The sequence below is a fragment of the Streptomyces sp. NPDC000941 genome, assembly GCF_053599555.1.
The window spans coordinates 26165-51651 of the sequence record NZ_JBSFMM010000063.1 but is presented as its reverse complement, the minus strand read 5'-3'; the positions used below and the strand labels follow the sequence as shown (position 1 = coordinate 51651).

Below are 25487 nucleotides of genomic sequence, written 5' to 3'. Positions count from 1 at the left end.
GGTGGCCGCGCCCGGCCGTCAGGCCGAGGCGGCCAGATATTCGTCGATCGCGGTGTGGTCGAAGGCGTCGGCCAGGTGGACATGGGGACACGCCACCGACCCAATAAGCGTTGCGGGCGGCTGACCGTCACGGAGCGGTTGCCGCCGGCTGGTCGGCCGCGAACGAAACGACCCACGACAGCGCCGCGTTCCAGTTGACGGCGACCTCGTTGGTCGACCACGACTGGATGTCGTCGAGGTAGCAGAGCTGCGGCGCGGGCCGCCGGGGCGGCTCGACGGTGCGGTCGACCAGCAGCCTGTTGGCCTTGGGGTCCTCCAGGCCGGCGCTCGGGCCGCCCGCGAGCGAACCGGCGGGTGGCCCCGGCAGCGCGGGGTCGATCTGATGGCCGTAGAGACGGCTGTGCTGGTTGTGGGAGTGGTGTTCGCCGTATCCCGTCACATAGGACTGGTTGAGGGCGTTGCGGCCGAAGATGTAGTCGAGACCTTCCAGCGCCCCGTCGCGATACCGCCGGTCACCGGTCAGATCGAAGGCGGTCGCGATGACGACGAGCTTGTTGAGCAGCACGCTGTTGGAGCCCTGGACATACTCGCCTGCGCCGAGCGGCATCCCGTACGCCTGGCCGTGCGCCGTGTCGAGATACCGGTCCGCGGCGGCCACCACCGAGGCGCGGGCGGCCATCCGGTCGGCGTCCGGCAGCGGGCTCGGCACGGTCGCCAGGTCGAGCCGGCCGAGCGCGGCGACCTGCTGCCAGCCGAACCCGGACGGCGGAAACGCCTCGCCGGTGGCATCCGGCGAGGCCCGAAGGGCATCGAGAAACGCCTGCTCGCCGGTGGTGAGGAACAGTTCGGCCGCCGCCCAGTAGAACTCGTCGGTGACGTCCGTGTCGTCGTACGGGCCACCGCCGATCGCGTCGTCGCTGTCGGCGAACACCTCCCGGTGGGTCTGCGCTGCCACCCAGGCGGTACGGGCGGCGGTCAGGCAGCGCCGGGCGAAGCCCTGGTCGTAGGTCGCGTACAGCCGGGCGCCCTGCGCGGCGACCGCGGCCAGGTTGAGTGTCGCCGCCGTGGACGGCGGGTGCAGATGGCGCGGTTGCGGGTCCTGGTCCGGGGACAGCGGCAGCCCGGTCCAGTTGTCGTCGTGCACCTTGTGGTGCGCCATCCCCGCGCGGGGCTGCCCGGCGGGCACCTGCATACGCAGCAGGAACTCCAGCTCCCAGCGCGCCTCGTCGAGGATGTCCGGTACGCCGTCCCCGGCCTCGGGGATACGCAGCTCACCGTCGCCGGGCGGACCCAGGCGCCCTGGGGGTGCGGTGAGTGTCCGCTCGTACTGGCTGAGGAGTTGGTAGGTGGCGATCCCGCCGCCCACCACGTACTTGCCCGCGTCGCCGGCGTCGTACCAGCCGCCGCGCACGTCCAGCGCATAGCCGCCGACACCCGGCAGACAGGGCACCCTGGTGTCGCCCTGGTTGGGGGCGGCACCGAGGTGTCCGGCCGGCCGGCCGTACCCGGGTGCCAGCGCCTCGGTGATGGGGATACCGCTGCGCTGGACGTAGAAGAAGTGCAGGGCGTCGGAGCGCAGTTGGTCATAGAGGGTGGCGGAGATGTCGAACGGGTAGCTGGTCTGTCCGTCGGCGCTCAGCGTGTATCCGGTGCCGGTCCCGGCCACCGCGCCGAAGTCCAGTGTGTGCACCCGCTGTCCGGAGGTCGGGTCCACCCCGGCCGGTGTCGAGGCGCCGGACGCCACGGTGGCGCCCGCGCTGTTGTTCAGCTGCCAGGGGATCGGTCCGGGGGCGTCGGTCACGACGGTCGCGTGTTTCGGTCCGCACGGCGGATAGCCGACCTGGTTGACCCGCACCCGCGGGCCGGTGTCCGGGATGTACCGTCGCAGCTGTCGCAGCCCCTGTGCCATATCGCCAGCGTGCGCGGCGTCCGCCGGGCATGCCACCCGGGCGGGCCGCGACCTTGACCCGCCCACACCCGAACGAAACCGCACAGCGCGGCCGAAAACTTTCGCACCTTTGAGCGGCCGCCCAGCCATTGACGTGCAGGGTTCAACTGACCACACTTCGGAGGCCAGCAGTCCAACAGAATCCATCAGACTCCCACAGGATGTTTCATGGCGTCCCGCACAGCCCGAACCCTCCTCCTGCCGCTGCTCGTCCTGTTCACGATGGTGGTGAGCCTCCTGGCCGCATCGCCCAGTCCCGCACAGAACCGCGAAACACCATCGGAGGCGCAGCCAAGACCCAAGTACGCCGGCTATCTCTTCACCTACTTCACCGGTGAGGGCAGCGCCGACGGCGAACAGATACGGATGGCCCTCAGCCGCGGCAACGACCCGCTGCACTGGCGCGAACTGAACGCCGGCAAGCCCGTCCTCACCTCCGGCCTCGGCGAGAAGGGGCTGCGCGACCCGTTCGTCATCCGCTCCCCCAAGGGCGACAAGTTCTATCTGATCGCCACCGATCTGCGGATGTATCAGAACTCCAGCGGCACCTGGGACCAGGTGCAGCGCACCGGCAGCAAGTCGATCATGGTGTGGGAGTCGACCGACCTGGTCCACTGGACCGACCAGCGCCTCGTCAAGGTCTCGCCGGACACGGCCGGCAACACCTGGGCGCCCGAGGCGTACTACGACGAGGATCTCGGCGAGTACGTGGTCTTCTGGGCCTCGAAGCTCTACGCCGACGACGACCCGAACCACACCGGCAACACGTACAACAAGATGCTGTACGCGACGACCAAGGACTTCCGCAGCTTCAGCGAGCCCAAGGTGTGGAACGACCCCGGCTACTCGGTCATCGACTCCACCGTCATCAAGGACAAGGGCACGTACTACCGGTTCACCAAGGACGAGCGCGACCCGTCCTCCGGTACGCCCTGCTCGAAGTTCATCACGGCCGAGAAGTCCACCTCGCTGACGGACACCTCGTACGACTTCGTCGCCGACTGCATCGGCAAGGGCGCGATCGACCGCGGCGAGGGGCCGACGATCTTCAAGTCGAACACCGAGGACAAGTGGTATCTGTTCATCGACGAGTTCGGCGGCCGCGGCTACATCCCGTTCGAGACCACCGACCTCGGCTCGGGCAAGTGGACTCCGTCCGAGAACTACCAGCTGCCCGCCAGCCCCCGGCACGGCACCGTGCTCCCGGTGACGCAGGAGGAGTACGACCGGCTGCTGAGCGCCTACCCGGCGGCCGCCGACTCGCTCGCCGACGTCACGGCCAAGGGCCAGAACGGGTACGCGATCGTCACCGGGGCGAGCGGCAAAGTCGTGCTGCCGATGGACCCGAAGGCCGATCTCAGCCGCCTCGCGCCCCGCTTCGCGCTCCCGGCCGGCGCCACCCTCAGCCCGGCCTCCGGCACCCGGCGGGACTTCCGCAAGGCCCGGACGTACACGCTGAAGACCGCCGACGGGACGACCCGCACCTGGACCGTCGAGGCCGTGCCGATGCGCAGCCCGGTGCTGCCCGGGCTCAACGCCGATCCGGACATCCAGTACTTCGACGGCCGCTACTGGATCTACCCGACGACCGACGGCTTCCGCGGCTGGAGCGGGACCAAGTTCACGGCGTACTCGTCGAAGGACCTGGTCCACTGGGAGAACCACGGGGTGATCCTGGATCTCGGCCCCGATGTGAGCTGGGCGGACAACAACGCGTGGGCGCCCGCGGTGGCCGAGCGGGACGGCAAGTACTACTTCTACTTCTGCGCCGAACAGCAGATCGGCGTCGCGGTGGCCGACTCCCCCGGCGGCCCCTTCAAGGACGCGCTGGGCAAACCGCTGGTGGCCAAGGGCCAGTTCGCGGGCCAGATGATCGACCCCGCGGTGTTCACGGACGATGACGGCCAGGCGTATCTGTACTGGGGCAACGGCCAGGCGTACGGGGTGCCGCTGAACGCCGATATGACGTCCTTCGACGCGTCGAAGGTGCGGAAGTTCACCCCGGACAACTTCCGGGAGGGCTCCTTCGTCGTCAAGCGCAAGGGCACGTACTACCTCATGTGGTCCGAGGACGACACCCGCAGCGAGGACTACCACGTCGCCTACGCCACCGGTACGACACCGCTCGGCCCGTGGACCAAGCGGGGCACGATCCTCTCCAAGCGCGCCGAGTACGGGATCAAGGGCACGGGCCACCACTCCGTGGTGAACGTCCCCGGTACGGACGACTGGTACATCGCCTACCACCGGTTCGCCGTCAACGGCCCCGGGAAGGCGGGTGGCGACGGCACACACCGTGAGACCACCATCGACCGCATGGAGTTCGCGGCCGACGGAACGATCAAGCCGGTGGTGCCGACCCTGGAGTCCATCGCCCCGGTCCACCGGCGCTGACCGGGGTTTGCGGACACACGGACGGATCTGACGGGCTGGGGCCGCGCGGCCCCGGCCCGTCAGTGTGCAGACGGGCGGCTCGCGCGCTGGGCAGTCAGGATGGCTGGACTTCGTCGAAGAGGGCGAGAGCTTCGGCGGGGTCCGGGCTCACAAGGCGTTCCAGACCGGCCGTCGTCATCTTCGCCCACCTGCCGGCCCGTGCCCACATCCGTTCCTCGAAGGCCCGGACGGCCTCGTCCAGATCTTCGGGGCCGGTGGCGATGGACTCGGCGAGTTCGGCGCCTTCCAGCATCGCGAGGTTCGCACCCGCCCCCAATGGTGGCATCAGATGGGCGGCGTCGCCCAGGAGCGTCACCCCAAAGACGTGGGTCCAGGTGTGGGACACGGGCAGGACGTAGTGGGGGCGGTGGGCGAAAGCGGTGCCGTGGCGGAGGAGGTCGAGGACGGGAGCGGCCCAGCCGTCGAACAGAGCCAGCAGGCTCGATCGCACGGCCTCGACGTCGGCCAGGTCCAGGTCCGTGTGCCAGTCCAGCGGCGCGCGGAACTGGGCGTACACCTTGACGTGGCCGCCGCTGCTGCGCTGGGCGACGAGATTGCGGTTCACGCCGTACACGGCCATGGAACCGTCGCCGACCAACCGGGCGAGGTCGGGGTGGCGGGTGTCGACGTCGTCCAGGGAGGTCTCGACCAAGGTGACGCCGGTGTAGTGCGGCGTCACCGACGAGACCGCCGGGCGGACCCGGGACCAGGCGCCGTCCGCGCCGACCACGAGGTCGAACGTCTCCTGTCGCCCGTCCGCGAAATGGACCTGTGCGCCATCCCGGGTGCCCGGCACCACCTGCGTCACGCCCCGCCCCCACTGGACGTCGAGAGGGCCGAGCAGCAGGTCACGGAGTTGCCCGCGGTCGATCTCGGGATTGGCCCGCTCATCTGGACGGGGTCGCCAGTCGCGCAGGACGGTCCCGTCCGTGTCCAGGATGCGCATGGCCTGCCCCTCGGGACGGGACAGCGCCTGGAACTCCGCCAGCAGCCCCGCCTTGTCCAGCGCGCGCTGGCCCAGCCCTTCGTGCAGGTCAAGCGTGCCGCCCGGGGGGCGGGCGTCGGGGGCGGGATCGCGTTCGAGAACGGCGACGGGGTAATCGTGGCGGTGCAGGACGCGGGCGAAGGCAAGGCCGGCAGGGCCGCTCCCGACCACGGCGATTCGGTGTCTCATGTCGATACACCGTATTGCCCCGGGACGGCGCATCGCAACAGTACGATGTGTCCATGACTGTGTGGGACCGGCCGGAGCCGCCGACTCGCCCCGTGCCGCTCGACCGGGAGCGGATCGTCGCCGCCGCCATCGCGCTGGCCGACGAGGGCGGGCTGGAGGCGGCGTCGTTGCGCAAGGTCGCCGCCCGGCTGAACGCAGGCCCGATGCGGCTGTACGGATACATCTCCACCAAGGAGGAGCTGTTCGACCTCATGGTGGACGAGGTCTACGCCGAGATCCTCCCCGAGGAGCAGCCCGAGGACTGGCGGGAGGCGCTGCGCGTCCTCGCCCACCGCACCAGGCAGGCCGTTCTCCGCCACGAATGGCTGGCCGACCTGCTCGGCGGCCGCCCGGCCCTGGGCCCGAACGGCCTCGCCGTGGCCGAGGCCACGCTGGCCGCCCTCGACGGCCTCGCCGACATCGACACCGCCATGCGCGCCGTGGAGACTGTCAGCTCCTACTTCACCGGCGCGATCAGGCGCGAGATCGCGGACCTGCGGGCCGAGCGCGCCACGGGCCTGTCCAAGCACGACTGGCAGCGCGCCTCCGGCCCGCATGTGACCAAAATGCTGGCCACGGGCCGCTTCCCGGCGCTGGCCAAGGCCGTGTACGACGGCACGCACGTGGACGCCGAGACATCCTTCGCGACCGGCCTGGACTGGGTCCTCGACGCCGTGGCCGCCAAACTCACCCGGCCACCGGCGTGACGCTCAGCTCTTGCCGGTCGGGTCGTGGAACGCGCACACCGACCGGCTCGCGATGCTCGCGCTGGGGGACGTTGCCGGGCTGAAGGTTCTCGATGTCGGCCTTGATGGGGCCGGGCAGGTGCTGGGACCCTGCTCCCGTGTGGCTTCGACACCTCCGTCCAAGGTCCCGGCCGGTGCCGGTGGTTCTCACCGTGACGCTCTGTCTGTCCGTGATCGTCGCCGTGGGGGTGGTCTTCGCCGCCGGCCGTTCGGCTCCGGACCGTACGGGGCCCTCGGCCGGCCGCTATGTCGAGATCACCGCCGTTTCCCCGGCCGTCGTCCCGGCGGCCGGGCCTGACGCCTCGACGGGATCCTTCACGGAGGACTGCGGGCGCAACGAGAACGGGCACCATAACGCCGACAATGTCGTCGTGGCCCCGGGCGTGGTGGGCGGCGCTCACCACACCCACGACTACGTGGGCAATGTGTCCACCGACGCCCTGTCGACCAACGAGAGCCTGGCCCGAGCCGGAACCACCTGCGCGGGCGGCGACCGCTCGACGTACTACTGGCCGGTGATCCGGCGGCTGGATCGCGCCGGCGCCGATGCCCGCGCCGTGGGCGGAGGGGCGGACGGCAACACCGGCGCCATCGTGGAACCGTCGTCGGTCCGGGTGGAGTTCCGCGGCAACCCGGTGAGCAAGGTGGTCGCCATGCCCCGGTTCCTGCGGCTGGTCACCGGGGACGCGGTCGCGGCGACCGCGGGCGGCGATGCGCAGATACGGGCCCAGTGGGGCTGTTCCGGCCACCCCGGGCGGTTCACGACGGCGTACACGAGATGTCCGCAGGGCAGCGGGCCCACCCGTACGTTCGACCTCCCCAGTTGCTGGAACGGACTCGCCACCGACAGCCCCGACCACCGCGCCCATGTGGTGTTCCCCGCCGTCAACGGCGTCTGCCCGCAGGCCACCTTCCCCGTGCCGCAGCTACGGATCACCGTCGCGTACGGCCTCCCCCACGGCACGCGCTACGCCGTGGACTCCTTCCCGGAGCAACGGCGTGATCCGAGGACCGACCACGCTCTCGTCATCAATGTGATGACGGACCGCCGGATGGCGGCGATGGTGCGCTGTATCAACAAGGGCCGTCACTGCCGGTCCACATGACACAGATCATGTGACGCAGGCCACATTGAACCGGGGTCGTTCGGGATCCGTGTTCAGCGCGTCGGTGCAGGAGAGGACGGGAGTGGGTGGATGGCGGCGGCACTATGGTCCCGCACTCGCAAGAAGCAACAGAGAACGAGTGACGAGGCACTGATCCGGGCTCTCTACGAGGAACACGGCAGGGCGCTGCTCGCCTATGCGCAGCGGTTGACCGGCGACCACAGCGCCGCGGAGGACGTGGTCCAGGAGACGCTGATCCGGGCCTGGACCCACCCGGACGCGCTGGTCAACGGCAAGGGCTCGGTGCGCGGCTGGCTGCTCACCGTGGCTCGCAACATCGTCACCGACCGGTACCGGGCCAAGGCGGCACGCCCGACCGAGGTCGCCGAGTCCGCGGCCACCACACCCGTGGCGCAGGACCACGCGGACGCCGTGATGAATTCGATGCTCGTGCTGGAAGCGCTCGATCAGCTTTCCCCGGACCACCGGGATGTGCTGAGAGAAATTTATTTCCAGGGAAGCAGCGTCGCCGAAGCGGCGGAAAGTCTCGGGATTCCACCCGGAACCGTGAAGTCGCGATCACACTATGCCTTGAAGGCACTGCGTGAAATGTACAAGGACAAACCGACGACGGCGAAGCTCGTCGCGCTGAAGGGGGTGGCGGTATGAGCATTCAGCAGCATGACAACAGCGAACTGCTCGGCGCCTACGTTCTCGGCGCGCTGGATGAGCGGGAGGTGCGGGCCATCGACGAACATGTGGCGTCGTGCCGGAGATGCCGCGACGAACTGGACGGACTGCGGGAGATGGAGTCCGCGCTGGGTGAGGTGCCCCCCGAGGCATTTCTCGACGGTCCGCCGGACGGCGGGGATCTGCTGCTGCAGCGCACCCTGCGGCAGGCCCGTGGCGAACGCGAGGGCATGGAGCGCAGACAGCGGGCGGTCCTGGCCGCCGTCGCGACGGTCGCGGCGGCGGCCGTACTGGGCGGCGGTGTGCTGATCGGCCGGCACACCGGCGGGCAGCCGACGGAGATCGCGGAGCGCCCGCCGACCTCGACCTCGGCTCCGGCCACTCCCCCGGCCGGTACGAAGGTGGCCTCGGTGACCAGCGCCGAGACGGGCAGCCGGATGACGGTACGGGTGACCCCGGCGGTCGACTGGGTCCGGATCAACGCCTCGGTCAATGGCATCCCGGCGGGTGAGCGCTGCCGCTTGGTGGTGGTGTCCGACGACGGCAGCCGCGAAGTGGCGGGAAGCTGGCTCGTCTCGGGCGAGAAGAAGGGGGCCAACCTCGACGGCTCGGCGGCCGTACCGGCCGACCAGATCGCCAAGGTCGTGGTGGAGAACGACGAGGGCAAGGAATACGTGTCGGTCAAGCTCTGACGAACGACCAACCCGCGACACCAGTACGCCCCCGGCCGGAACCGCCCCGTCCATGCGTCCCGGCCGGGGTGAGGGCGCATGGGGCCGACTCGCGCCGACCGCGTCGGCCAGCGAGAATGCTGGGGAACAGGAGGACTCTCGATGCCTGAGACACGTCCGATTCTCGTGACCGGGGCCGCGGGCAGTGTCGGAGCCGTCGGCCGCACCGTGGTGGAACTTCTCCGCGCGAAAGAACTCCCCGTACGCGCTTTTGTCCGCCGCGAGGACGAACGAGCGCAGGCGCTGCGCGCCACGGGTGCGGAAGTCTTCGTCGGCGATCTCGCGAACCCCGGGGACGTGGGCCGGGCCATGGTGGACTGCCGGCGGGTCTATTTCGGCATGGGCGTTTCCGCGCAGTATCTGGAGGCCGCGATCAACACCGCGGCCATCGCGCGCGACCGCGGACACCTGGACGTGTTCGTCAACATGTCACAGATGACCGTGGCCCAGATGAGCGCCACGAGCACATCGGAATCGACCCAGCAGCATCAGCACTGGCTGGTCGAACAGGTCCTCAACTGGTCGGGCCTGCCGGTGACCCATATCCGGCCCACCGTGTTCATGGAGAACCCGCTCTTCCAGATCTTCGCGTACGCCTCGATCAAGAAGAGCGACACGATCCGGCTGCCGTTCGGCTCCGGGAAGACCTCGCCCATCGCCGCCCGGGATGTGGCGGAGGTCGTCGCGACGGTCCTGATGGATCCGGCTCCGCACCTCGGGAACACGTATCACCTCACCGGCGGCGCCTCCCGCGATATGACGGCCGTGGCCGCGGAGTTCTCCGCCGCGCTCGGGCGAAAGGTCACATACGTCGATGTGCCCTATGACCAGTGGCTTCAGCAGGAGCTGGCCACCCAGGGCCTCCCCGACCATGTGCTCAATCACCTCTCGACGATGGCGCGGCTGCACGCCGAGAACCGCTACGACCGCGCCACGGACGATGTCAGCACGATCCTCGGCCGGCAGCCGACGAGCGTGGAGGGCTTTGTGAAGAGCCGTCCCGAACTCTTCGGGGAGTGAGTCACCCCGCGGAGGCGGCTCCGCATTCCGCCTTCAGCGGTCCGCTCAGGAACCGCCCGGTGTGCGAGCTCGGGTGGGCCGCGAGCTGTTCCGGGGTGCCCTCGGCGATGACCTCGCCACCCCGGTGTCCGCCGTCCGGGCCCATGTCGATCAGCCAGTCGGCCGACTTGATCACATCGAGGTTGTGCTCGATGACCACGACCGTGTTGCCGCCGTCCACCAGCCGCTGGAGCACCGAAAGCAGCCGGTCGACGTCCGCGGCATGGAGTCCGGTGGTGGGTTCGTCCAGTACGTACAGGGTGCGGCCGCGGGTGCGCCGCTGGAGCTCGGCGGCGAGTTTGACGCGCTGCGCCTCGCCGCCGGACAGGGTGGTGGCGGGCTGGCCGAGCTTGACGTAGCCGAGGCCCACATCGTGCAGGGTCCGCAGATGGCGGGAGATGATCTGGTGCCCGTCGAAGAAGCCCAGGCCCTCCTCGACGGTCATGGCGAGGACGTCCGCGATGGACTTGCCCTTGTAGTGCACATCCAGGGTCTCGCGGTTGTACTGGGCGCCGTGGCAGACCTCGCACGGCACATACACATCCGGGAGGAAGTTCATCTCGACCTTGATGGTGCCGTCGCCGGAGCAGTGCTCGCAGCGGCCGCCCTTGACGTTGAAGGAGAACCGGCCGGGCTGGTAGCCGCGCACCTTGGCCTCCGGGGTCTGGGCGAACAGCTTGCGCAGCTGGTCGAAGACGCCCGTGTACGTGGCGGGGTTGGAGCGGGGGCTGCGGCCGATCGGGGACTGGTCGACCTGGACCACCTTGTCGATCTGCTCGGCCCCGGTGATCGTGCGATGCCGGCCGGGCACCTTGTGGGCGCGGTGGATCCGCTGGGCCAGGGAGGTCTGGAGTATGTCGTTGACCAGCGTCGACTTCCCGGAGCCCGAGACGCCGGTGACGGCGGTGAACAGCCCGAGCGGGAACGATACGGTCACCTCCCGCAGATTGTGCTCGGACGCGTCGTGCACGGTGATCGCGCGGCCTTCTACCGGCTCCCGTCGCCGCGCGGGGACGGCTATCGCGCGCCGCCCGGACAGATAGGCGCCGGTCAGGGACTCGGGGTGGTCCAGCAGCTGGGGCACGGTGCCCGTATGCACCACGCGGCCGCCGTGCGCACCGGCACCCGGCCCGATGTCCACCGCCCAGTCGGCCGCCTTCAGCGTCTCCTCGTCGTGCTCGACCACGATCACCGTGTTGCCGCGGTCGCGCAGCCGCTTGAGTGTTTCGATGAGCCGCTGGTTGTCGCGCTGATGCAGCCCGATGGACGGCTCGTCCAGTACGTACAGCACCCCGGTCAGCCCGGTCCCGATCTGGGTCGCCAGCCGGATCCGCTGTGCCTCCCCGCCGGAGAGGGAGGCGGCGGGCCGGTCGAGCGAGAGGTAGTCCAGACCCACGTCGAGCAGGAACCGCAGCCGCTCGCCGATCTCGGCGAGTACGGCCTCGGCGATCCGTCGCTCGCTGCCCGTCAGCTCCAACCCCTGGGTGAAATGGGCGAGTTGGTCGAGCGGCAGGGCGGACACCTGGGCGATGTTCCGGCCGCCGACCGTGACGGCGAGCACGCCGGGAGCGAGCCGGGCCCCGGCGCAGGCCGGGCACGGCACCTCACGCATATACCCGGCGAACCGGTCCTGGGAGGTCCCGGATGCGGCGCCCTCCGCGTAGCGGCGCTCGATATGCGGGATGACGCCCTCGTACCGCGACATATGGGACCGCTCGCGGCCGAACCGGTTCCGGTACGACAGCTGGAGCCGCCGCTCGCTTCCGCGCAGCACCATGTCCCGTACGTCGGTGGGGAGTTGGTGCCAGGGCGTGGCGGTGCTGAAACCGGTCTCGGCGGCCAGGGCGTCCAGCAGATGGGCGAAGTAGTCGGCTCCGCTGGTGTTGGTCCAGGGCGCGATGGCGCCCTCGGCCAGCGACTTGGTGTCGTCCGGGACGACGAGGGAGGGGTCGACCTCCACCCGCGAGCCGAGGCCCGTACAGGCGGGGCAGGCGCCCCAGGGCGCGTTGAAGGAGAACAGCCGGGGCTCCAGCGACTCCAGGCCGATGTCATGGGAGCGCGGACAGGCCATCTTCTCCGAGAACATCAGCTCCCGCTCGCCGTCGGCCGCGTCCCGGTCCACGAACTCGACGCGCAGGACGCCGCCGGCGAGTCCGAGCGCGGTTTCCACGGACTCCGTCAGCCGCTGCCGGACACCGGGCTTGACGGCCACCCGGTCCACCACCACGTCGATGGAGTGCTTCTTGCGCCTGTCCAGCGCGGGCGGCGTGGCGAGCGCGTGGACCCGGCCGTCGACCCGGGCCCTGCTGAATCCGTCGATGCTCAACTGGCGGAAGATATCGGCGTGTTCGCCCTTGCGGTCGCGGACGACCGGGGCCAGCACCGAGAAGCGGGTGCCCTCGTCCTCGGTGAGCAGCCGGTCGACGATCCGCTGCGGCGTCTGCCGGCTGACCGGTTCGCCGCACTCGGGGCAGTGGGGGCGGCCGATCCGGGCGTAGAGCAGGCGCAGATGGTCGTACACCTCGGTGCTGGTGCCGACCGTGGAGCGCGGATTGCGGCTCGATGCCTTCTGGTCGATGGCGATGGCCGGGGACAGCCCCTCGATCACATCGACGTCCGGCTTGTCGAGTTGCCCGAGGAACTGCCGCGCATACGCCGACAGCGACTCGACGTAGCGACGCCGGCCCTCCGCGAAAATCGTGTCGAACGCCAGGCTTGATTTACCGGATCCCGATACCCCCGTGAATACGATCAGAGCGTCCCGGGGCAATTCAAGAGAGACGTCGCGGAGATTGTTCTGGCGGGCACCCTTGACGACGAGTCGATTTCTCACTTTCGAACCGTAACAGCACATCACCGCTGGTGAAGGCATATATTCAGCATCATTTCGATGTGAGGAACATCGCCCTTGACGGGGAAGTCGCCGATGTGAGCAATTACTCCGGGACCGGTCCCGCCCGACCCCCTATAGGCTTATAATTCGTGATGAACCGCAACGGGGGTGGCCGCTTATGCCCTTACCTCACGGTGGATTCGACGGGTTCCCGGACGATTCCAGAGCCGAAGTCTTCGTACGCGAGTTCCTGACCGCGGTGGCTCCGGCGAACCGAAAGAACCTGGCGACGAAGCCGCCACTTTTCATCCTGCGGGTCCCGGGCGATGCCGCCCGGTGCGAGGCCGCCGCGCACCGGGTGCTGGAGGCGCTGCGCCGGTCGATCGACGACAGCGGCAGGCTTGTGCCGTACGCACATCTGACCGCCGGCCCGGACACCGAACTGCTCTCCGAGCGCGCGGGCAGCTGTCTTCAGGTCCCCCCGCATATGGTGCCGGACCGCTTTCCGCACTTCCGGGTGGTCCGCGACCTGGTGACCTATCTCAGGGACCATCCGGCGCGCTGGCCCGGAGCGCGCGCCAGGGAGCTGCGGGAACACGCCTGCGATCGGCAACAGGCCGAACACCGCGGCCTGCTGGGGAGGCTCCCGGCGAGCGACCCCCCGGCGGACACCATCCGGGGGTGGCTGCTGCGCGTCGGCTGGCTGTCGGTCGCCCGGAGACTCCCCCGCAGGCTCTGGTCCTGGTGGACATCGGCGAAGGTGATGCGCGGCTGGCTGGCGGACCTGCCGGTGGCGGCGGGTGGCCGGACGCTGTTCGCGGTGCTGGACCAGGTGGCCGCCGTCCAGGCGGTGCGGCTGAGGACCAATCCCCACCACGACGAAGCCCTCCAGGAACTGGAGGAGCTGCTGGTACGGGCCCTGCTGGAGGATCTGCGCACCCCGCCCGTCGGCGGGGTGCTGCCCAGGCGGCGGCGCCGCACCGCGCGGCCGGTGCTGCTGGTGGAGTTGCCGCCGGCCGGGGCGCAGGGCGCCCGTGGCGCCGAGCGTTTCCTGCGCGCGCTGCACCGGATGCGGGACACCGCGGCGCAGCCGGGGCCGCTGGTCATCGCCGTCGGGCAGCCGTCCCCGGCGCTCCTCGCCGAGCTGGGCGGCCCGCCGGAGAGCAACTTCACCCAGGCCGGGCTCCAGTTGGGCCACAAGGACGGCCCACCGGTCCTGGTGACCTTCGGCGAGGCGGCTCTCGCAGGCCCCGGGCTGCCCGTGGGTCCGGTGGCGCCGAGGACCTTCCGGCTGAGCTGGCGGACCACCACGTCCATCGTGGCGGCCCTCACGGCGCTGGCCCTGGTCGGCACGGTCCTGATCGTGAGCCGCACACTGCCGGACCCTGAGGATCGCTCCTGCGTCGGCGGCAGCCGGTCCGTCGCCGAGTCCGCCCGCGCCACACCGGTCCGGATGACCCCGAAGGCCTGGTACGACGCCGCGCGCAAGGCGATCGACACCGAGAACGGGCGCGCCGAGCGGTTCGCCGGCCAGGGGCGGACCGTACGGACCGTGGTGGCCTTCGGGTCCAGCAGACCGCGGGACGAGACGGACGCGCTGTTCGACGGGACGATCCCGGAGCTGCGCGGGATCGCCCTGTGGCAGCGAAGGCTGAACGACGAGGCGGTCTCGGACGACTCGCTGGTGCCGCTGCGCGTGGAGGTGCGCACCACGGGCGAGAACTTCCAAGACGCCGAACAGGCGGCCCGGCGGCTGGTCGACGAAACCCGCCACGAGGACGCGGCGGGGCGCAAGGACCGTAGAAGGGACTATAAGAAGGTCGTCGGCGTCCTCGGGTACGCGCAGAGCCGGGACACGACCAAGGCCGCGCTCCGGGTGCTCGGCGCGGCCGGAATCCCCGCGGTCGGGACCACCGCCACCGCCGACGAGATGCTGGACGGCCCGGCGAGCCTGAACTACTGGCCCTCCACCCCGTCCAACTCCACCGAGGCGCGCATCGAGGCCGACTTCGCCGGCCAGGAGAACATCGTGGCGGCACGCGGCGAGAAGCAGAACATCTGCTCCCCGGCGAAACGGGCGCTGGTGATCGAAAGCTCGGCGGACCTCTACAGCAAGAGCCTCGCGGACAAGTTCCGCGCCGAATTCCCGGGCCCCGCCTCGGTGTTCAACTTCGACCAGGACGGCGACTTCCGGTTCGCCCCGGCCGGCTCCACCAGCGTGCACAGCGCCGTCGAACTCGCCAACCAGCTGTGCCGGGCGCTGCGTACGGACCCGGACTCGGTCGTGTACTGGTCGGCGCGGGCCCGCGACTTCACCGCCTTCATCAACGCCATGGACCTCCGGGGCACCTGCGTCGACCACGACATCACGGTCCTCGGCGGCAACGACCTGACCAACGTCGCGATGACCGGGGAGCTCAGCGACAAGAGCTGGCTGCGGCTGTACTACTCGGCCCACCGCATGCCGCTCACCGACCCGCGCACCAGCGCCAGGACCCGGCAGTTCGCCAAGGAATACGACCACTTCGTCCGGACCACCACGGACGGAGACGACCCCTGGCGGCAGGACGGCCACTCCGCGGTGTCCTACGACGCCGTCCACATGCTGTCGCAGGCGATCGACCAGGCCCGGCTGCGCGACCCGGACGTCGAGCGGGAGTCCGTCCTCATCGCCCTCGGCGCCGGTGTCACCTTCGACGGAGCCACCGGATACGTCTCCTACGACCAGGGCAGCAACGCGCCGCCCCGGGACAAGACCCTGGTCCTGCTGCGCCAGGTGGCACAGCAACCGGAAGCGGTGGTGGCCTGCGGCGCATACCGGCCGGACACCTCGAGCCGTACGACCGGCGCACCGTGCGCACGCTGACGCTCACTGTCCGCCACGGAAACCGGTGGCCCGGCGCGCCGACGACAAGAAACCCGGTATCCACCCGAGCAGGGCCATGGCGGGTCACCTGGAACGCGGCCGACTCGGCGGACAGCGTCGCGCGGGCGTTCCCTGGTGCCGTCCTGGCCGGGCCGCGCCGGACCGCTCGTGGCGGCCTCCGGGGTGGCCGAGATCGCCATCGGCCTGCTGGTGCCGGCACCGGGCAGGCGTACGGCCGTGGCGTGGGCCGTCGCGGTCGCGGAGGCGGCCGGGGGCGGGTCGTAAATCGGCGCTTGCATGATCATGCGGGGTCATGCATACTTCTGCCGTGTCCAAAGTTCTCACCTCCCTGCCTGTCGGCGAGCGCGTCGGGATCGCCTTCTCCGGTGGCCTCGACACCTCGGTAGCCGTCGCGTGGATGCGCGACAAGGGTGCGGTGCCCTGCACCTACACCGCTGACATCGGCCAGTACGACGAGCCCGACATCGCCTCGGTGCCCGGCCGCGCCACGGCCTACGGCGCGGAGGTCGCCCGGCTGGTCGACTGCCGGGCGGCCCTCGTGGAAGAGGGTCTCGCGGCCCTGGCCTGCGGGGCGTTCCACATCCGGTCCGGTGGCCGCAGCTACTTCAACACCACCCCGCTCGGGCGGGCCGTCACCGGCACCCTGCTGGTGCGCGCGATGCTCGAGGACGATGTCCAGATCTGGGGCGACGGCTCCACCTTCAAGGGCAACGACATCGAGCGGTTCTACCGCTACGGTCTGCTGGCCAACCCCTCCCTGCGGATCTACAAGCCGTGGCTGGACGCCGACTTCGTCAGCGAGCTCGGCGGCCGCAAGGAGATGTCGGAGTGGCTGGTCGCCCACGGCCTGCCCTACCGGGACAGCACTGAGAAGGCGTACTCCACCGACGCGAACATCTGGGGCGCGACGCACGAGGCCAAGGCGCTCGAGCACCTTGACGTAGGGCTGGAGCTCGTCGAGCCGATCATGGGCGTGCGGTTCTGGGACCCGACCGTCGACATAGCGGCCGAGGACGTCACGATCGGCTTCGAGCAGGGCCGGCCGGTGACGATCAACGGCAAGGAGTTCGCCTCCGCCGTCGATCTGGTGCTGGAGGCCAACGCCATCGGCGGCCGGCACGGCCTGGGCATGTCCGACCAGATCGAGAACCGCGTCATCGAGGCCAAGAGCCGCGGCATCTACGAGGCCCCGGGCATGGCGCTGCTGCACGCGGCGTACGAGCGGCTGGTCAACGCGATCCACAACGAGGACACCGTCGCCACCTACCACACCGAGGGCCGGCGGCTCGGCAGGCTGATGTACGAGGGCCGCTGGCTGGACCCGCAGGCGCTGATGGTGCGCGAGTCGCTGCAGCGCTGGGTCGGCGCGGCGATCACCGGCGAGGTGACCCTGCGGCTGCGGCGCGGTGAGGACTACTCCATCCTGGACACCTCCGGGCCGGCGTTCAGCTACCACCCGGACAAGCTCTCCATGGAGCGGACCGAGGACTCCGCCTTCGGCCCTGTGGACCGGATCGGCCAGCTGACCATGCGCAACCTCGACATCGCGGACTCCCGCGCCAAGCTCGAGCAGTACGCGGGGCTCGGGATGGTCGGCAACTCCCACCCGGCGCTGATCGGTGCCGCGCAGGCGGCCTCGACCGGGCTGATCGGCACGATGCCGAAGGGCGCGTCCGAGGCGATCGCCTCCTCCGACGGCCAGGTCTCCAGCGACGACCAGCTGCTCGACCGCGCGGCGATGGAGTTCGGCGCCGACTAGCGGCCCCTGGCCACCTACGCATCACGCGGCGGCCCTTGTCCGGTTCCGATCCGGACGAGGGCCGCCGCGTTCCGTATGGCGGGGCGCTACTCGTTGTGCAGCACCTCCGCGATCGTCAGCCGCGCCGCGCGCCGCGCCGGGATCAGGGCGCCCAGCACCCCGATCACCAGCCCCGCCAGGGCCAGGCCGGCCAGGGCCGGGGGCGCCAGACGTCGGTCAGGTACGAGGGCAGGGCGATGTCCACCGCGTCCGCCATCCGCGGCACCACCAGGTCGTGGCGGTGCGGGCGGCTCCCCGACCCGGTGAACGGCCGGGGAAGGCGCCGGTGAAGGGCCCGGTCATCGGTGGATCAGCGACCGGAAGCCGGCGCGCACATCGGCCTTGGACGCCTTGACGTATACCTTCGACGGCGGGCCGAGGTCGGTGGGCCCGTAGGTGGTGTACGAGAGCTTCCTGGGGCAGCTCGTGCCGCTGATCTCCACCGAGCGGTCGGCCACGAGCTTTCCGGTCCGCAGCTCGTAGACCTTCACCGGAATCGCGATTTTGTGAAATGTCACATCCGTGGGGAAGTTGGGGAAGGACTTGTTCTCGTACGGACACGTCCGGACGGACGTCCCGTAGTCCTCGTCGTCCGCACAGACCACCAGCACCGCGTGGGCGGCGTCGGTGGTCCGCCACTCGCCCGGGAGCTTGTTCCTGTACGTATCGTTCCCGTAGAACAGCGCACGGTTGGTTCCCTTGCCATAGGGGGCGGCGCCGCTGTACTTGGCCGGTCGGGAGCAGTAGGTGGGTTGTGTGTCCGTCGACCCGTCGAGCAGGTCGCGGACGTGTCCCAGCTCGATGGTCAGTGTGGCCCGCCTGACCCCGCCGCGGGCCTTGGCCGCGAGTCCGTCGCCCGGGTACTGGTCGAGGAGTTGCCGATAGCGGTCGCGCGCCTTCTTCCAGTCCTTGCCCGCCATGAAATCGTCACCGCATCCGACCAGCGCCGCGGGTGCGGTCCGCTTCGCGGTGTCGGCGGACCGGTCCAGCGCGTTGTGGGTGGGCCGGCGGTGGCGGAGCCAGTCGGTGACCGTGACGGTGCGGCAGGGGTTCTTGGTGGGCAGACCGCCGAGGAATCCGTCCAGGACCGCGTCGACCGTCTTCCCGTTGCCGGGCTGCGCGAGGACCGAGGAGAGCGTGTCGAAGCCCGCCTTCAGGGCGCCGGTGTCCCCGGTCAGCCCGGTGGTCAGGTCCGCCTTGGCGGCCCGTAGCCGGTGGCACGCCTTGACGGTCTTGTCGCCGCGGGCGGCCAGCGGCGCGTCGGCTATGCGGTGGCCGGTCCACACCTCGTCCTGCGCGGCCAACACCCGTGCGCAGTCGCCGCTTTCCCGGGCCTCGGCCACGCTCCGCTCGATCCTGGAAGCGTCGAACCGCAGGAACCCCGCGGCCAGAAGCACCGGAGCCGTGACGCCGAGCGCCACCAGACGCCGCGTACGTACGGCCCGGCCGAGGTGCACACCACGGCCGCCGCGGCCCCGCGCCAGGAACCACCCGTGCGCGATGACCGCCACCCACCAGACGACCACCACGGCCTCGCACCACGGCCGGGCGACCGAGACCAGGACGGAGACGAGGACGACGGTCACCACCGTGGCGGCGATGGCGAGCCTGCGCCGCCCCAGCAGCAGGTAGCCGACGCCGAGCAGGGACGCGTTGCCGAGGGCGCCGGTCAGCGGGTCGGGTGCCCGGCCCCCGGGTGGCGCGGGCTCCGGCACGGCGGCGTACGTCGGGTCAGCCATCTCCTGGTCTCTTCCTCTCACGAAACGTGCGAGCCCCACATGGCGGGTCACCGCATCGTGCGCCCCCGCTCCCGGGACCGGTCCCGGCGGACGCGGCTCCCCGCCCGTGCACCGTGGGGCCGTGGATTCGGCCGCGGTCGAATCACCACTTAGAGTGATCAGGAATGGGGCGGCGATCGGATCTCGGAGGGTGAGTTGTCACAGGGTCCCGTGCGGTTCGCGCTCCTGGGGCCGGTCAGGGCCTGGCGTGGGGAGAGCGAGCTCGACCTGGGGCGCCCTCAGCGCAGGGCGCTGCTGGCACTGCTGCTGGCGGGGGCCGGGCGGACGGTCTCGATGGACGGCCTGATCGACGGCCTGTGGAGCGAGGACCCGCCGGACAGCGCCGCAAATGTGATCCACCGGCATGTGGGCACGGTGCGCCGGCTGCTGGAGCCGGAGCTGCCCACGCGGGCGGCGGGCCGTTGGCTGCTGCGCGGTGCGGGTGGCTACCGTCTGGAGGTCGACAACGACTCCCTGGACCTGCTGCGCTTCCGGAGCCTGCGGGAGACGGCCCGGCAGGCCGCGGCGGAGGGGGCGGCCGGGCGGGCCGTGGCGCTGAGCGTCGAGGGGCTGGCGCTGTGGCAGGGGCCCGCCGCCTCCGGGATCGCCGCCGAGGTGCGCGGCCACCCGCTGCTCGCGGCGCTGGACCGGGAACACCTGGCGGCCGTCAAGGAGTCCGCCGACCTGGCCCTGGGCGCCGAGGCGGCCGACCTGGTGCTGCCGGCGCTGCGGACGGCCGCCGCCGCGAGCCCGCTGGACGAGCCGCTGCTGTCCCGGCTGGTGCTCGCCCTGACGGCGGCCGGACACCGGTCCGAGGCGCTTGAGGTGTACGAGGGGGCCCGTATACGCCTCACCGGCGAACTGGGCATATCGCCCGGCGCGGAGCTGCTGGCGGCTCAGGCGGTGGCGGCCGGGCGCAAGCCCCGGGAGGCGGCGCCTCCGGCAGGCGGTCCCGCCCCTGACGGGCCGTCCGGGCGCACCGGCTACACCGCCCCCAGCCCCGCCCAGCTCCCGCCCGACCTGCCGGTGTTCACCGGTCGCAGAACGGAAATGGCGGAGGTGCTTGCCCGGTTGCCGGGGGCGGGGCAGGACACCTCCACGGTGCTGATCAGCGCCATCGGCGGGATGGCCGGGATCGGCAAGACCACCCTGGCCGTGCACTGGGCCCATCAGGTCGCCGACCGTTTCCCCGACGGGCAGCTCTACGTCAACCTGCGCGGATTCGACCCGACGGGGCCCGCCATGACCCCCGGGGAGGCCGTACGCGGCTTTCTCGATGCCCTGGGTGTGCCGCCGCGGCACATCCCGAACGGCCTGGACGCCCAGGCCGCGCTCTACCGCAGCCTGCTGGCCGGCCGCCGGGTCCTGGTGCTGCTGGACAACGCCGCGGGCACGGATCAGTTACGGCCACTGCTGCCCGGCTCGCCCGGCTGTCTCACGATCGTCACCAGCCGCAACCAGATGCACGGGCTGCTGGCGGCGTACGGCGCCCATGCGCTGAGCCTGCGGCCGCTCGATGTGGCCGAGGCCCGTGAGTTCCTGGCCCGCCGGCTCGGGGACGGCCGGGTGTCGGCTGACCCGGGAGCCGTCGCGGAGATCGCCGAACGGTGCGCCGGGCTGCCCCTCGCCCTGGCCTGCGTCGCCGCCCGAGTGGCGCTGAGTCCCGACGTTCCGCTGTCGGTCGTGGCCGACGAGTTGCGGGAGACCCGGGAAAGCCTGGAGGGGTTCGCGGGCGGTGAGGTGTCCACCGATGTCGGCGCGGTGTTCTCCTGGTCCTGCCGTGCCATCTCCCCCGCCGCCGCCAGACTGTTCCGGGTGCTCGGCCTGCAGGCCGGTCCTGACATCTCCGCCACGGCGGCGGCCAGTCTGGTCGGCCTTCCGCTGCGCGAGACATGGCCGTTGCTGACCGAGCTCACCCAGGTGCAGCTGATCGGCGAACACGCTCCGGGCCGGTACGTGCTGCACGACCTGCTGCGCGCCTACTCCCGTGAGCTGGCGCGGGCCCAGGACTCGCAGGACGAGCGCCGGGCGGCCCTCCACCGGCTGCTCGACCACTACGCGCACGCCGCCCACGCCGCGGATCTGCTGCTCGCCCCGCACCTGGACCCGATCCCTCCCGCGCCGCCGCGGCCCGGGGCGACCCTGGAGACCTTCTCCTCCGTCGAGCGGGCACTCGACTGGCTCACCGCCGAGTACCCGGCGCTACTGCTGGCGGTGGACGTCGCGGTGCGCAACGGATTCGACACCCACGCCTGCAAGTTGGCCTGGGCCCTGGAGGCGTTCTTCGACCGCCGGGGCCACTGGCACGACTGGGCCACGGTCCAGCGCACCGCCCTGGGAGCCGCCCTGCGGACGGGCCTGCCCGCCATGGAGGCCCGCGCCCTGCGGGCCCTCGCCCGCGTCGAGGGCCGCCTCGGCCGGCACGACGAGACCCGTACGCATCTCGAACGCGCCCTGCGCTTGTTCACGGAGCTCGGCGACGACATCGGGCGGGGCAACACCCACCGCAGTCTCGGCTGGACCGCCGAGCAACTGGGCGATCTCCGCGGGGCCCTGCACCACAACCAGCAGGCGCTGGAGCTGTTGCGGTCGACGAAGGACCGGCCCGCGTGGGCGAGCGTCCTGGCCTCGGTGGCCTGGTACCACGCCCTGCTCGGCGAGTACGACCTCGCCTTCAGCCACTGCCGCACGGCGCTGCCGGTGCTGCGGGAGTACGGAGACCGCTACGGCGAGGCCGCGGCCTGGCACAGCATCGGCTACATCCATCAGCAGGTCGGCCGCCATACGCGTGCCCTCGGCGGGTACGGCAACGCCCTCGAGCTGTACCAGGAGCTGGGCGTGCCCTATATGGAGGCCCAGACGCTGACCGACCTCGGGGACGTGCACAGCGCGCTGGGCGACTCCGAAGCCGCCCGCGCCGCCTGGCGGGAGGCATTGTCGCTGCTCAACCGGCTGGAACACCCCGACGCCGGGAAGGTGAGCGCACGCCTGGCCCCAGGTGACGAGGCGCACCGGGGGTGACCCGGCGGCCCGTACGACTCTGTACTATTTGCCGCCGTATCCACGCGCTGAGGGTATGTGAGGAGCGAGGGTGTCGCGGGAATCTGTACGGTTCGCGGTGCTGGGGCCCATACGGGCCTGGCGGGCCGGGGCAGAGCTGGACCTGGGACGCCCCCAACAGCGCGTACTGCTGGGCCTGTTGCTCGCGCGGGCGGGGCGGCCCGTCGGGCTGAGCGAGATCGTGGACGCCCTGTGGGGCGAGGACCCGCCCGGCAGCGCCGTGAACGTCGTCCGCCGGCACATCGGAATCCTGCGCCGCACCCTGGAGCCCGGGCTGCCCCTGAGGGCGCCCGGTCACTGGCTGCTGCGCGAAGCGGCCGGCTACCGGATCGCCGTCGACGCGGACTCGCTGGACCTCCTCCGCTTCCGCCGGCTGCGCGAGCAGGCCGGCGAGGCCGCCGACCGGTCCCCCGGGCGGGCCGTGACGCTGCTCACCGAGGCGCTGGCGCTGTGGAAGGGACCGGCCGGCGCCGATGTGTCCGTCGAGATACGGGCGCGCGCCTTTCTCGACGTACTCGACCGGGAACACCTCGCGGCGGTGAAGGAGCTGGCGGACGCGGCGCTGCGCGCCGGGATGACGGCCCCGGTCCTGGACGAGCTCCGGAAGGCGGCGCTGGCCAACCCGCTGGACGAGCCCCTGCTGGCCAGGCTGGTGCTCGCCCTGGCGGCCACCGGCCAGCGGGCCGAGGCGCTGGAGACCCAGCGCGCCGCCGTCGCCCGGCTCGCGGACGAACTGGGGCTGACCCCGGGGCAGGAGCTGTCCGACGCCCATGCGGCGGTGCTCCGCGAGTCCCGTCCGGCGGCGCGCCCCGCCGCGGGCTCTGCTTCGCGCCCCTCAGCGGGCTCTGCCGCGGGCTCCGGGGCCGCGCTCGGCGGGGAGTCGGCGGTCGGCGGGCTCCCGCTGCCCAGAGCCGCGTACTCCGAACCGCGGCCCGCCCAACTGCCCCAGGACCTGCCGGCCTTCTCCGGCCGGCGCGCCCCGTTGGCGAAGCTGTCCGGCCTGCTGCCGGAGGATGGCCGACCGCTCGACACGGCGGTGATCAGTGTGATCGGGGGGATGGCCGGGGTCGGCAAGACCACGCTGGCCGTGCACTGGGCCCACCAGGTGGCAGACCGCTTCCCGGACGGCCAGTTCTACGTCGACCTGCGCGGATTCGACCCCACCGGCACGGCCCTCGACCCCGGGGAGGCCGTACGCGACTTTCTGTGCGCGCTCGGGGTGCCGCGGCACCGCGTGCCGCACGGCCTGGACGCCCAAACCGCGCTGTACCGGAGCCTGCTGGTCGGGCGGCGCTTCCTCGTGCTGCTGGACAACGCCCTGGACACCGAGCAGGTGCGGCCGCTGCTGCCCGGGGCGCCCGGCTGTCTGGTGATCGTCACCAGCCGGGACACGCTGACCGGGCTGGTCGCCGACCACGGCGCGCATCCGCTGAGCCTGTGCTGGCTCGACGCCGAGGAGGGGCGCGAGTTGCTGGCCGCCCGGCTCGGGGCGGCCCGGGTCGCGGCCGAGCCCCAGGCCGCGGCCGAGATCGTCGAGCTGTGCGCCGGGCTGCCGCTGGCCCTGTCCTGCGTCGCCGCCCGGCTGGCCGCCCACCCCGGCTTCCGGCTGTCCGCCCTGGCCGCCGAGCTGCGCGATGCCCACGACCGGCTGGACGCCATCGCCCGGGGGTCCGCCGAGGTCAGCACGGTCTTCTCCTGGTCGTATCGCGCGCTGTCGGCGGGCGCCGCCCGGCTCTTCCGGCTGCTCGTCGGCCACCCCGGCCCCGACCTCTCGGCGTCCGCGGTGGCCGAACTCACCGGACCCACCGAACTCGATGCTCAGGACAGCGCTCGGCTGCTCGCCGAGCTCATCCGGGCCCACCTGGTCGCCGAGCTGAGCCCCGGCCGGTACTCCGTCCACGACCTGCTGCGCTCCTATGCCGCGGGGCTCGGCGAGGAGTCGTAACAGCGGACGTCACCTGGCGTCCACCTTCCGGATGGGGACGCCAACCGTGGTCACTGAAGTGACACTTTTTTGTACTTCCTGCGGTTGTACGGTCACTCGCGAAGAGCACAAGGCCCTCACCCCGGCGACAAAAGCCGAGGTCGAGGGCCATTCGTCGGGTGCCGGTGGAGGCGCAAGTGAGAATCGGCCGCACCGCGGAACCGCGGGAGGAGACCCCTGGAACCGTCGCCGAGTACGAGGGCGCGCGGTACTGGAGGTCCGTCGGTCTGGACATCGCCGTCGTGGACGCCGCACCGCGGATGTCCCTCGGCGACGGCCGGTCGGATCCGGCGACGGCCGTATCGGTCCTGTCCGATCAGTCGCCGGGCCGCGGTCCCCGTCGTCTGGGCGCATACGACCCCGGTGACTATCACTTCGTCGGACTGCTGGGCACGGGCAGTGGCTCCCCCCGGTGCGGCGGGTCCGGCGGGCCTGCTGGGCCTGCCGGGCCTGCTGGGCCTGCTGGGCCCGCCGCGCCGAAGACGCTGCTGCGCCCCGGGGACATCCTCTTCTACGACGCCGAACTCCCCCACCTCCTGGAAATGCCCGCCGGTGCCCGGCTGAAGATCTTCCTGCTGCCACGGCAGCTGCTCGGCGTCGGCAGACACGATCTGCACCGGGTCACGGCGGCCCCCGTCCGCAGTGCGTCGCTGCTCGGCTCCCTGGTGTCGCCGTTCCTGTCCGAGCTGGCCGAGATGGTGACCTCCGCCGCCCCCGCGGTCGGCGAGACCGTCGCCCGCAACGCGCTGGATCTCCTGGCCACCCTGGTCATGGAGCAACACGCCCCGCCGCCCGCCGATATGGCGGACGCGCGCCGGGCGATGCTGCTGAGGATCCAGCGCTTCATCACCCACCGCCTCTCCGACCCCGACCTCTCGCCGGAGGCCATCGCCCGCGCCCACCACATCTCGGTGCGCTATCTGCACAAGCTCTTCCGGGACGAGGGCACCACGGTCGGGCGCTGGATACGGGGCCGCCGGCTGGAGGAGTGCCAGCGCGAACTGGTCCTGGCCAGGGGGCGCCAGACCATCGCGGGGGTGGCCCGCCGCTGGGGGTTCATCAGCCCGACCCACTTCAGCCGGGTGTTCCGGGCCACGTACGGGATGTCCCCCAGCGAATGGCAGGGCGCCGCGAGCTGACCGGCGGAGCGCAGGCCCTGTCTCCCCGACCTCCCCGGGCGGGCTCACCCTCGGCCTTCGGCCGGGAGCCGCCCGCCGGAGG

16 protein-coding genes are annotated in these 25487 nt (G+C 71.3%); 12 read left to right on the top strand and 4 right to left on the bottom strand.

From position 1 onward, the window contains the following. Window positions 1-127: 127 nt before the first annotated feature. A complete protein-coding gene (locus ACWDSL_RS21515; RefSeq protein ID WP_450487669.1) occupies window positions 128-1909 on the bottom strand; it encodes a glycoside hydrolase family 9 protein in 1782 nt (593 codons plus the stop codon). 207 nt (window positions 1910-2116) lie between these two features. On the opposite strand from ACWDSL_RS21515, the gene ACWDSL_RS21510 reads away from it, so the two are divergent. Continuing rightward, window positions 2117-4342, top strand: a complete 2226-nt coding sequence (locus ACWDSL_RS21510; RefSeq protein ID WP_450487667.1) for a family 43 glycosylhydrolase — start codon at window positions 2117-2119, stop codon at window positions 4340-4342. Between the two features lie 94 nt (window positions 4343-4436). Here ACWDSL_RS21510 and ACWDSL_RS21505 read toward each other — a convergent pair whose 3' ends face one another. Further along, entirely contained in the window at window positions 4437-5555 is a 1119-nt protein-coding gene (locus ACWDSL_RS21505; RefSeq protein WP_450487666.1) for an FAD-dependent oxidoreductase, read from the bottom strand. A gap of 53 nt (window positions 5556-5608) precedes the next feature. On the opposite strand from ACWDSL_RS21505, the gene ACWDSL_RS21500 reads away from it, so the two are divergent. The 5 genes from ACWDSL_RS21500 to ACWDSL_RS21480 all read left to right on the top strand — a co-directional run bounded on the left by ACWDSL_RS21500 (window position 5609) and on the right by ACWDSL_RS21480 (window position 9887). Further along, window positions 5609-6301 carry a TetR/AcrR family transcriptional regulator gene (locus tag ACWDSL_RS21500; RefSeq protein ID WP_450487664.1) on the top strand — a complete coding sequence of 231 codons (693 nt, stop codon included), beginning with the start codon at window positions 5609-5611 and terminating at the stop codon, window positions 6299-6301. A 173-nt stretch (window positions 6302-6474) separates the two neighbouring features. Beyond that, window positions 6475-7446, top strand: coding sequence for a DUF1996 domain-containing protein (locus ACWDSL_RS21495; protein ID WP_450487662.1), 972 nt, complete (start codon window positions 6475-6477; stop codon window positions 7444-7446). A 90-nt stretch (window positions 7447-7536) separates the two neighbouring features. After that, a complete protein-coding gene (locus ACWDSL_RS21490; RefSeq protein WP_450487660.1) occupies window positions 7537-8115 on the top strand; it encodes a sigma-70 family RNA polymerase sigma factor in 579 nt (192 codons plus the stop codon). After that, complete coding sequence (locus ACWDSL_RS21485; RefSeq protein WP_450487658.1) at window positions 8112-8828, top strand: zf-HC2 domain-containing protein; 717 nt, start codon at window positions 8112-8114, stop codon at window positions 8826-8828. The genes ACWDSL_RS21490 and ACWDSL_RS21485 overlap by 4 nt, the downstream gene beginning before the upstream one ends. A gap of 141 nt (window positions 8829-8969) precedes the next feature. After that, window positions 8970-9887, top strand: coding sequence for an NmrA family NAD(P)-binding protein (locus tag ACWDSL_RS21480; RefSeq protein WP_450487656.1), 918 nt, complete (start codon window positions 8970-8972; stop codon window positions 9885-9887). A gap of 1 nt (window position 9888) precedes the next feature. Here ACWDSL_RS21480 and uvrA read toward each other — a convergent pair whose 3' ends face one another. Beyond that, window positions 9889-12759, bottom strand: coding sequence for an excinuclease ABC subunit UvrA (uvrA, locus tag ACWDSL_RS21475; protein WP_450487654.1), 2871 nt, complete (start codon window positions 12757-12759; stop codon window positions 9889-9891). 178 nt (window positions 12760-12937) lie between these two features. Here uvrA and ACWDSL_RS21470 point away from each other — a divergent pair, with 178 nt between their 5' ends. From ACWDSL_RS21470 to argG, 3 genes are all read left to right on the top strand, one after another. Beyond that, window positions 12938-15625, top strand: a complete 2688-nt coding sequence (locus tag ACWDSL_RS21470; protein ID WP_450487652.1) for an ABC transporter substrate-binding protein — start codon at window positions 12938-12940, stop codon at window positions 15623-15625. A 135-nt stretch (window positions 15626-15760) separates the two neighbouring features. Beyond that, a complete protein-coding gene (locus tag ACWDSL_RS21465; protein ID WP_450487650.1) occupies window positions 15761-15910 on the top strand; it encodes a hypothetical protein in 150 nt (49 codons plus the stop codon). A gap of 43 nt (window positions 15911-15953) precedes the next feature. After that, window positions 15954-17405 (top strand): argininosuccinate synthase, encoded by a 1452-nt coding sequence (gene argG, locus ACWDSL_RS21460; protein WP_450487648.1) that lies wholly within the window; start codon window positions 15954-15956, stop codon window positions 17403-17405. 338 nt (window positions 17406-17743) lie between these two features. Here the strand turns inward: argG and ACWDSL_RS21455 are convergent, their stop codons facing one another. Then, a complete protein-coding gene (locus tag ACWDSL_RS21455) occupies window positions 17744-19183 on the bottom strand; it encodes a tetratricopeptide repeat protein (RefSeq protein ID WP_450487646.1) in 1440 nt (479 codons plus the stop codon). Window positions 19184-19378: 195 nt separating this feature from the next. Between ACWDSL_RS21455 and ACWDSL_RS21450 the strand changes: the two genes are divergently transcribed. The 3 genes from ACWDSL_RS21450 (at window position 19379) to ACWDSL_RS21440 (ending at window position 25405) form a co-directional block, all read left to right on the top strand. Continuing rightward, on the top strand, window positions 19379-22243 hold the full coding sequence (locus tag ACWDSL_RS21450) for an AfsR/SARP family transcriptional regulator (protein WP_450487644.1): 2865 nt from the start codon (window positions 19379-19381) through the stop codon (window positions 22241-22243). Window positions 22244-22313: 70 nt separating this feature from the next. Next, on the top strand, window positions 22314-24227 hold the full coding sequence (locus ACWDSL_RS21445) for an AfsR/SARP family transcriptional regulator (protein ID WP_450487642.1): 1914 nt from the start codon (window positions 22314-22316) through the stop codon (window positions 24225-24227). A 176-nt stretch (window positions 24228-24403) separates the two neighbouring features. Then, window positions 24404-25405, top strand: coding sequence for a helix-turn-helix domain-containing protein (locus tag ACWDSL_RS21440; RefSeq protein WP_450487640.1), 1002 nt, complete (start codon window positions 24404-24406; stop codon window positions 25403-25405). The last annotated feature ends 82 nt before the right edge of the window (window positions 25406-25487 follow it).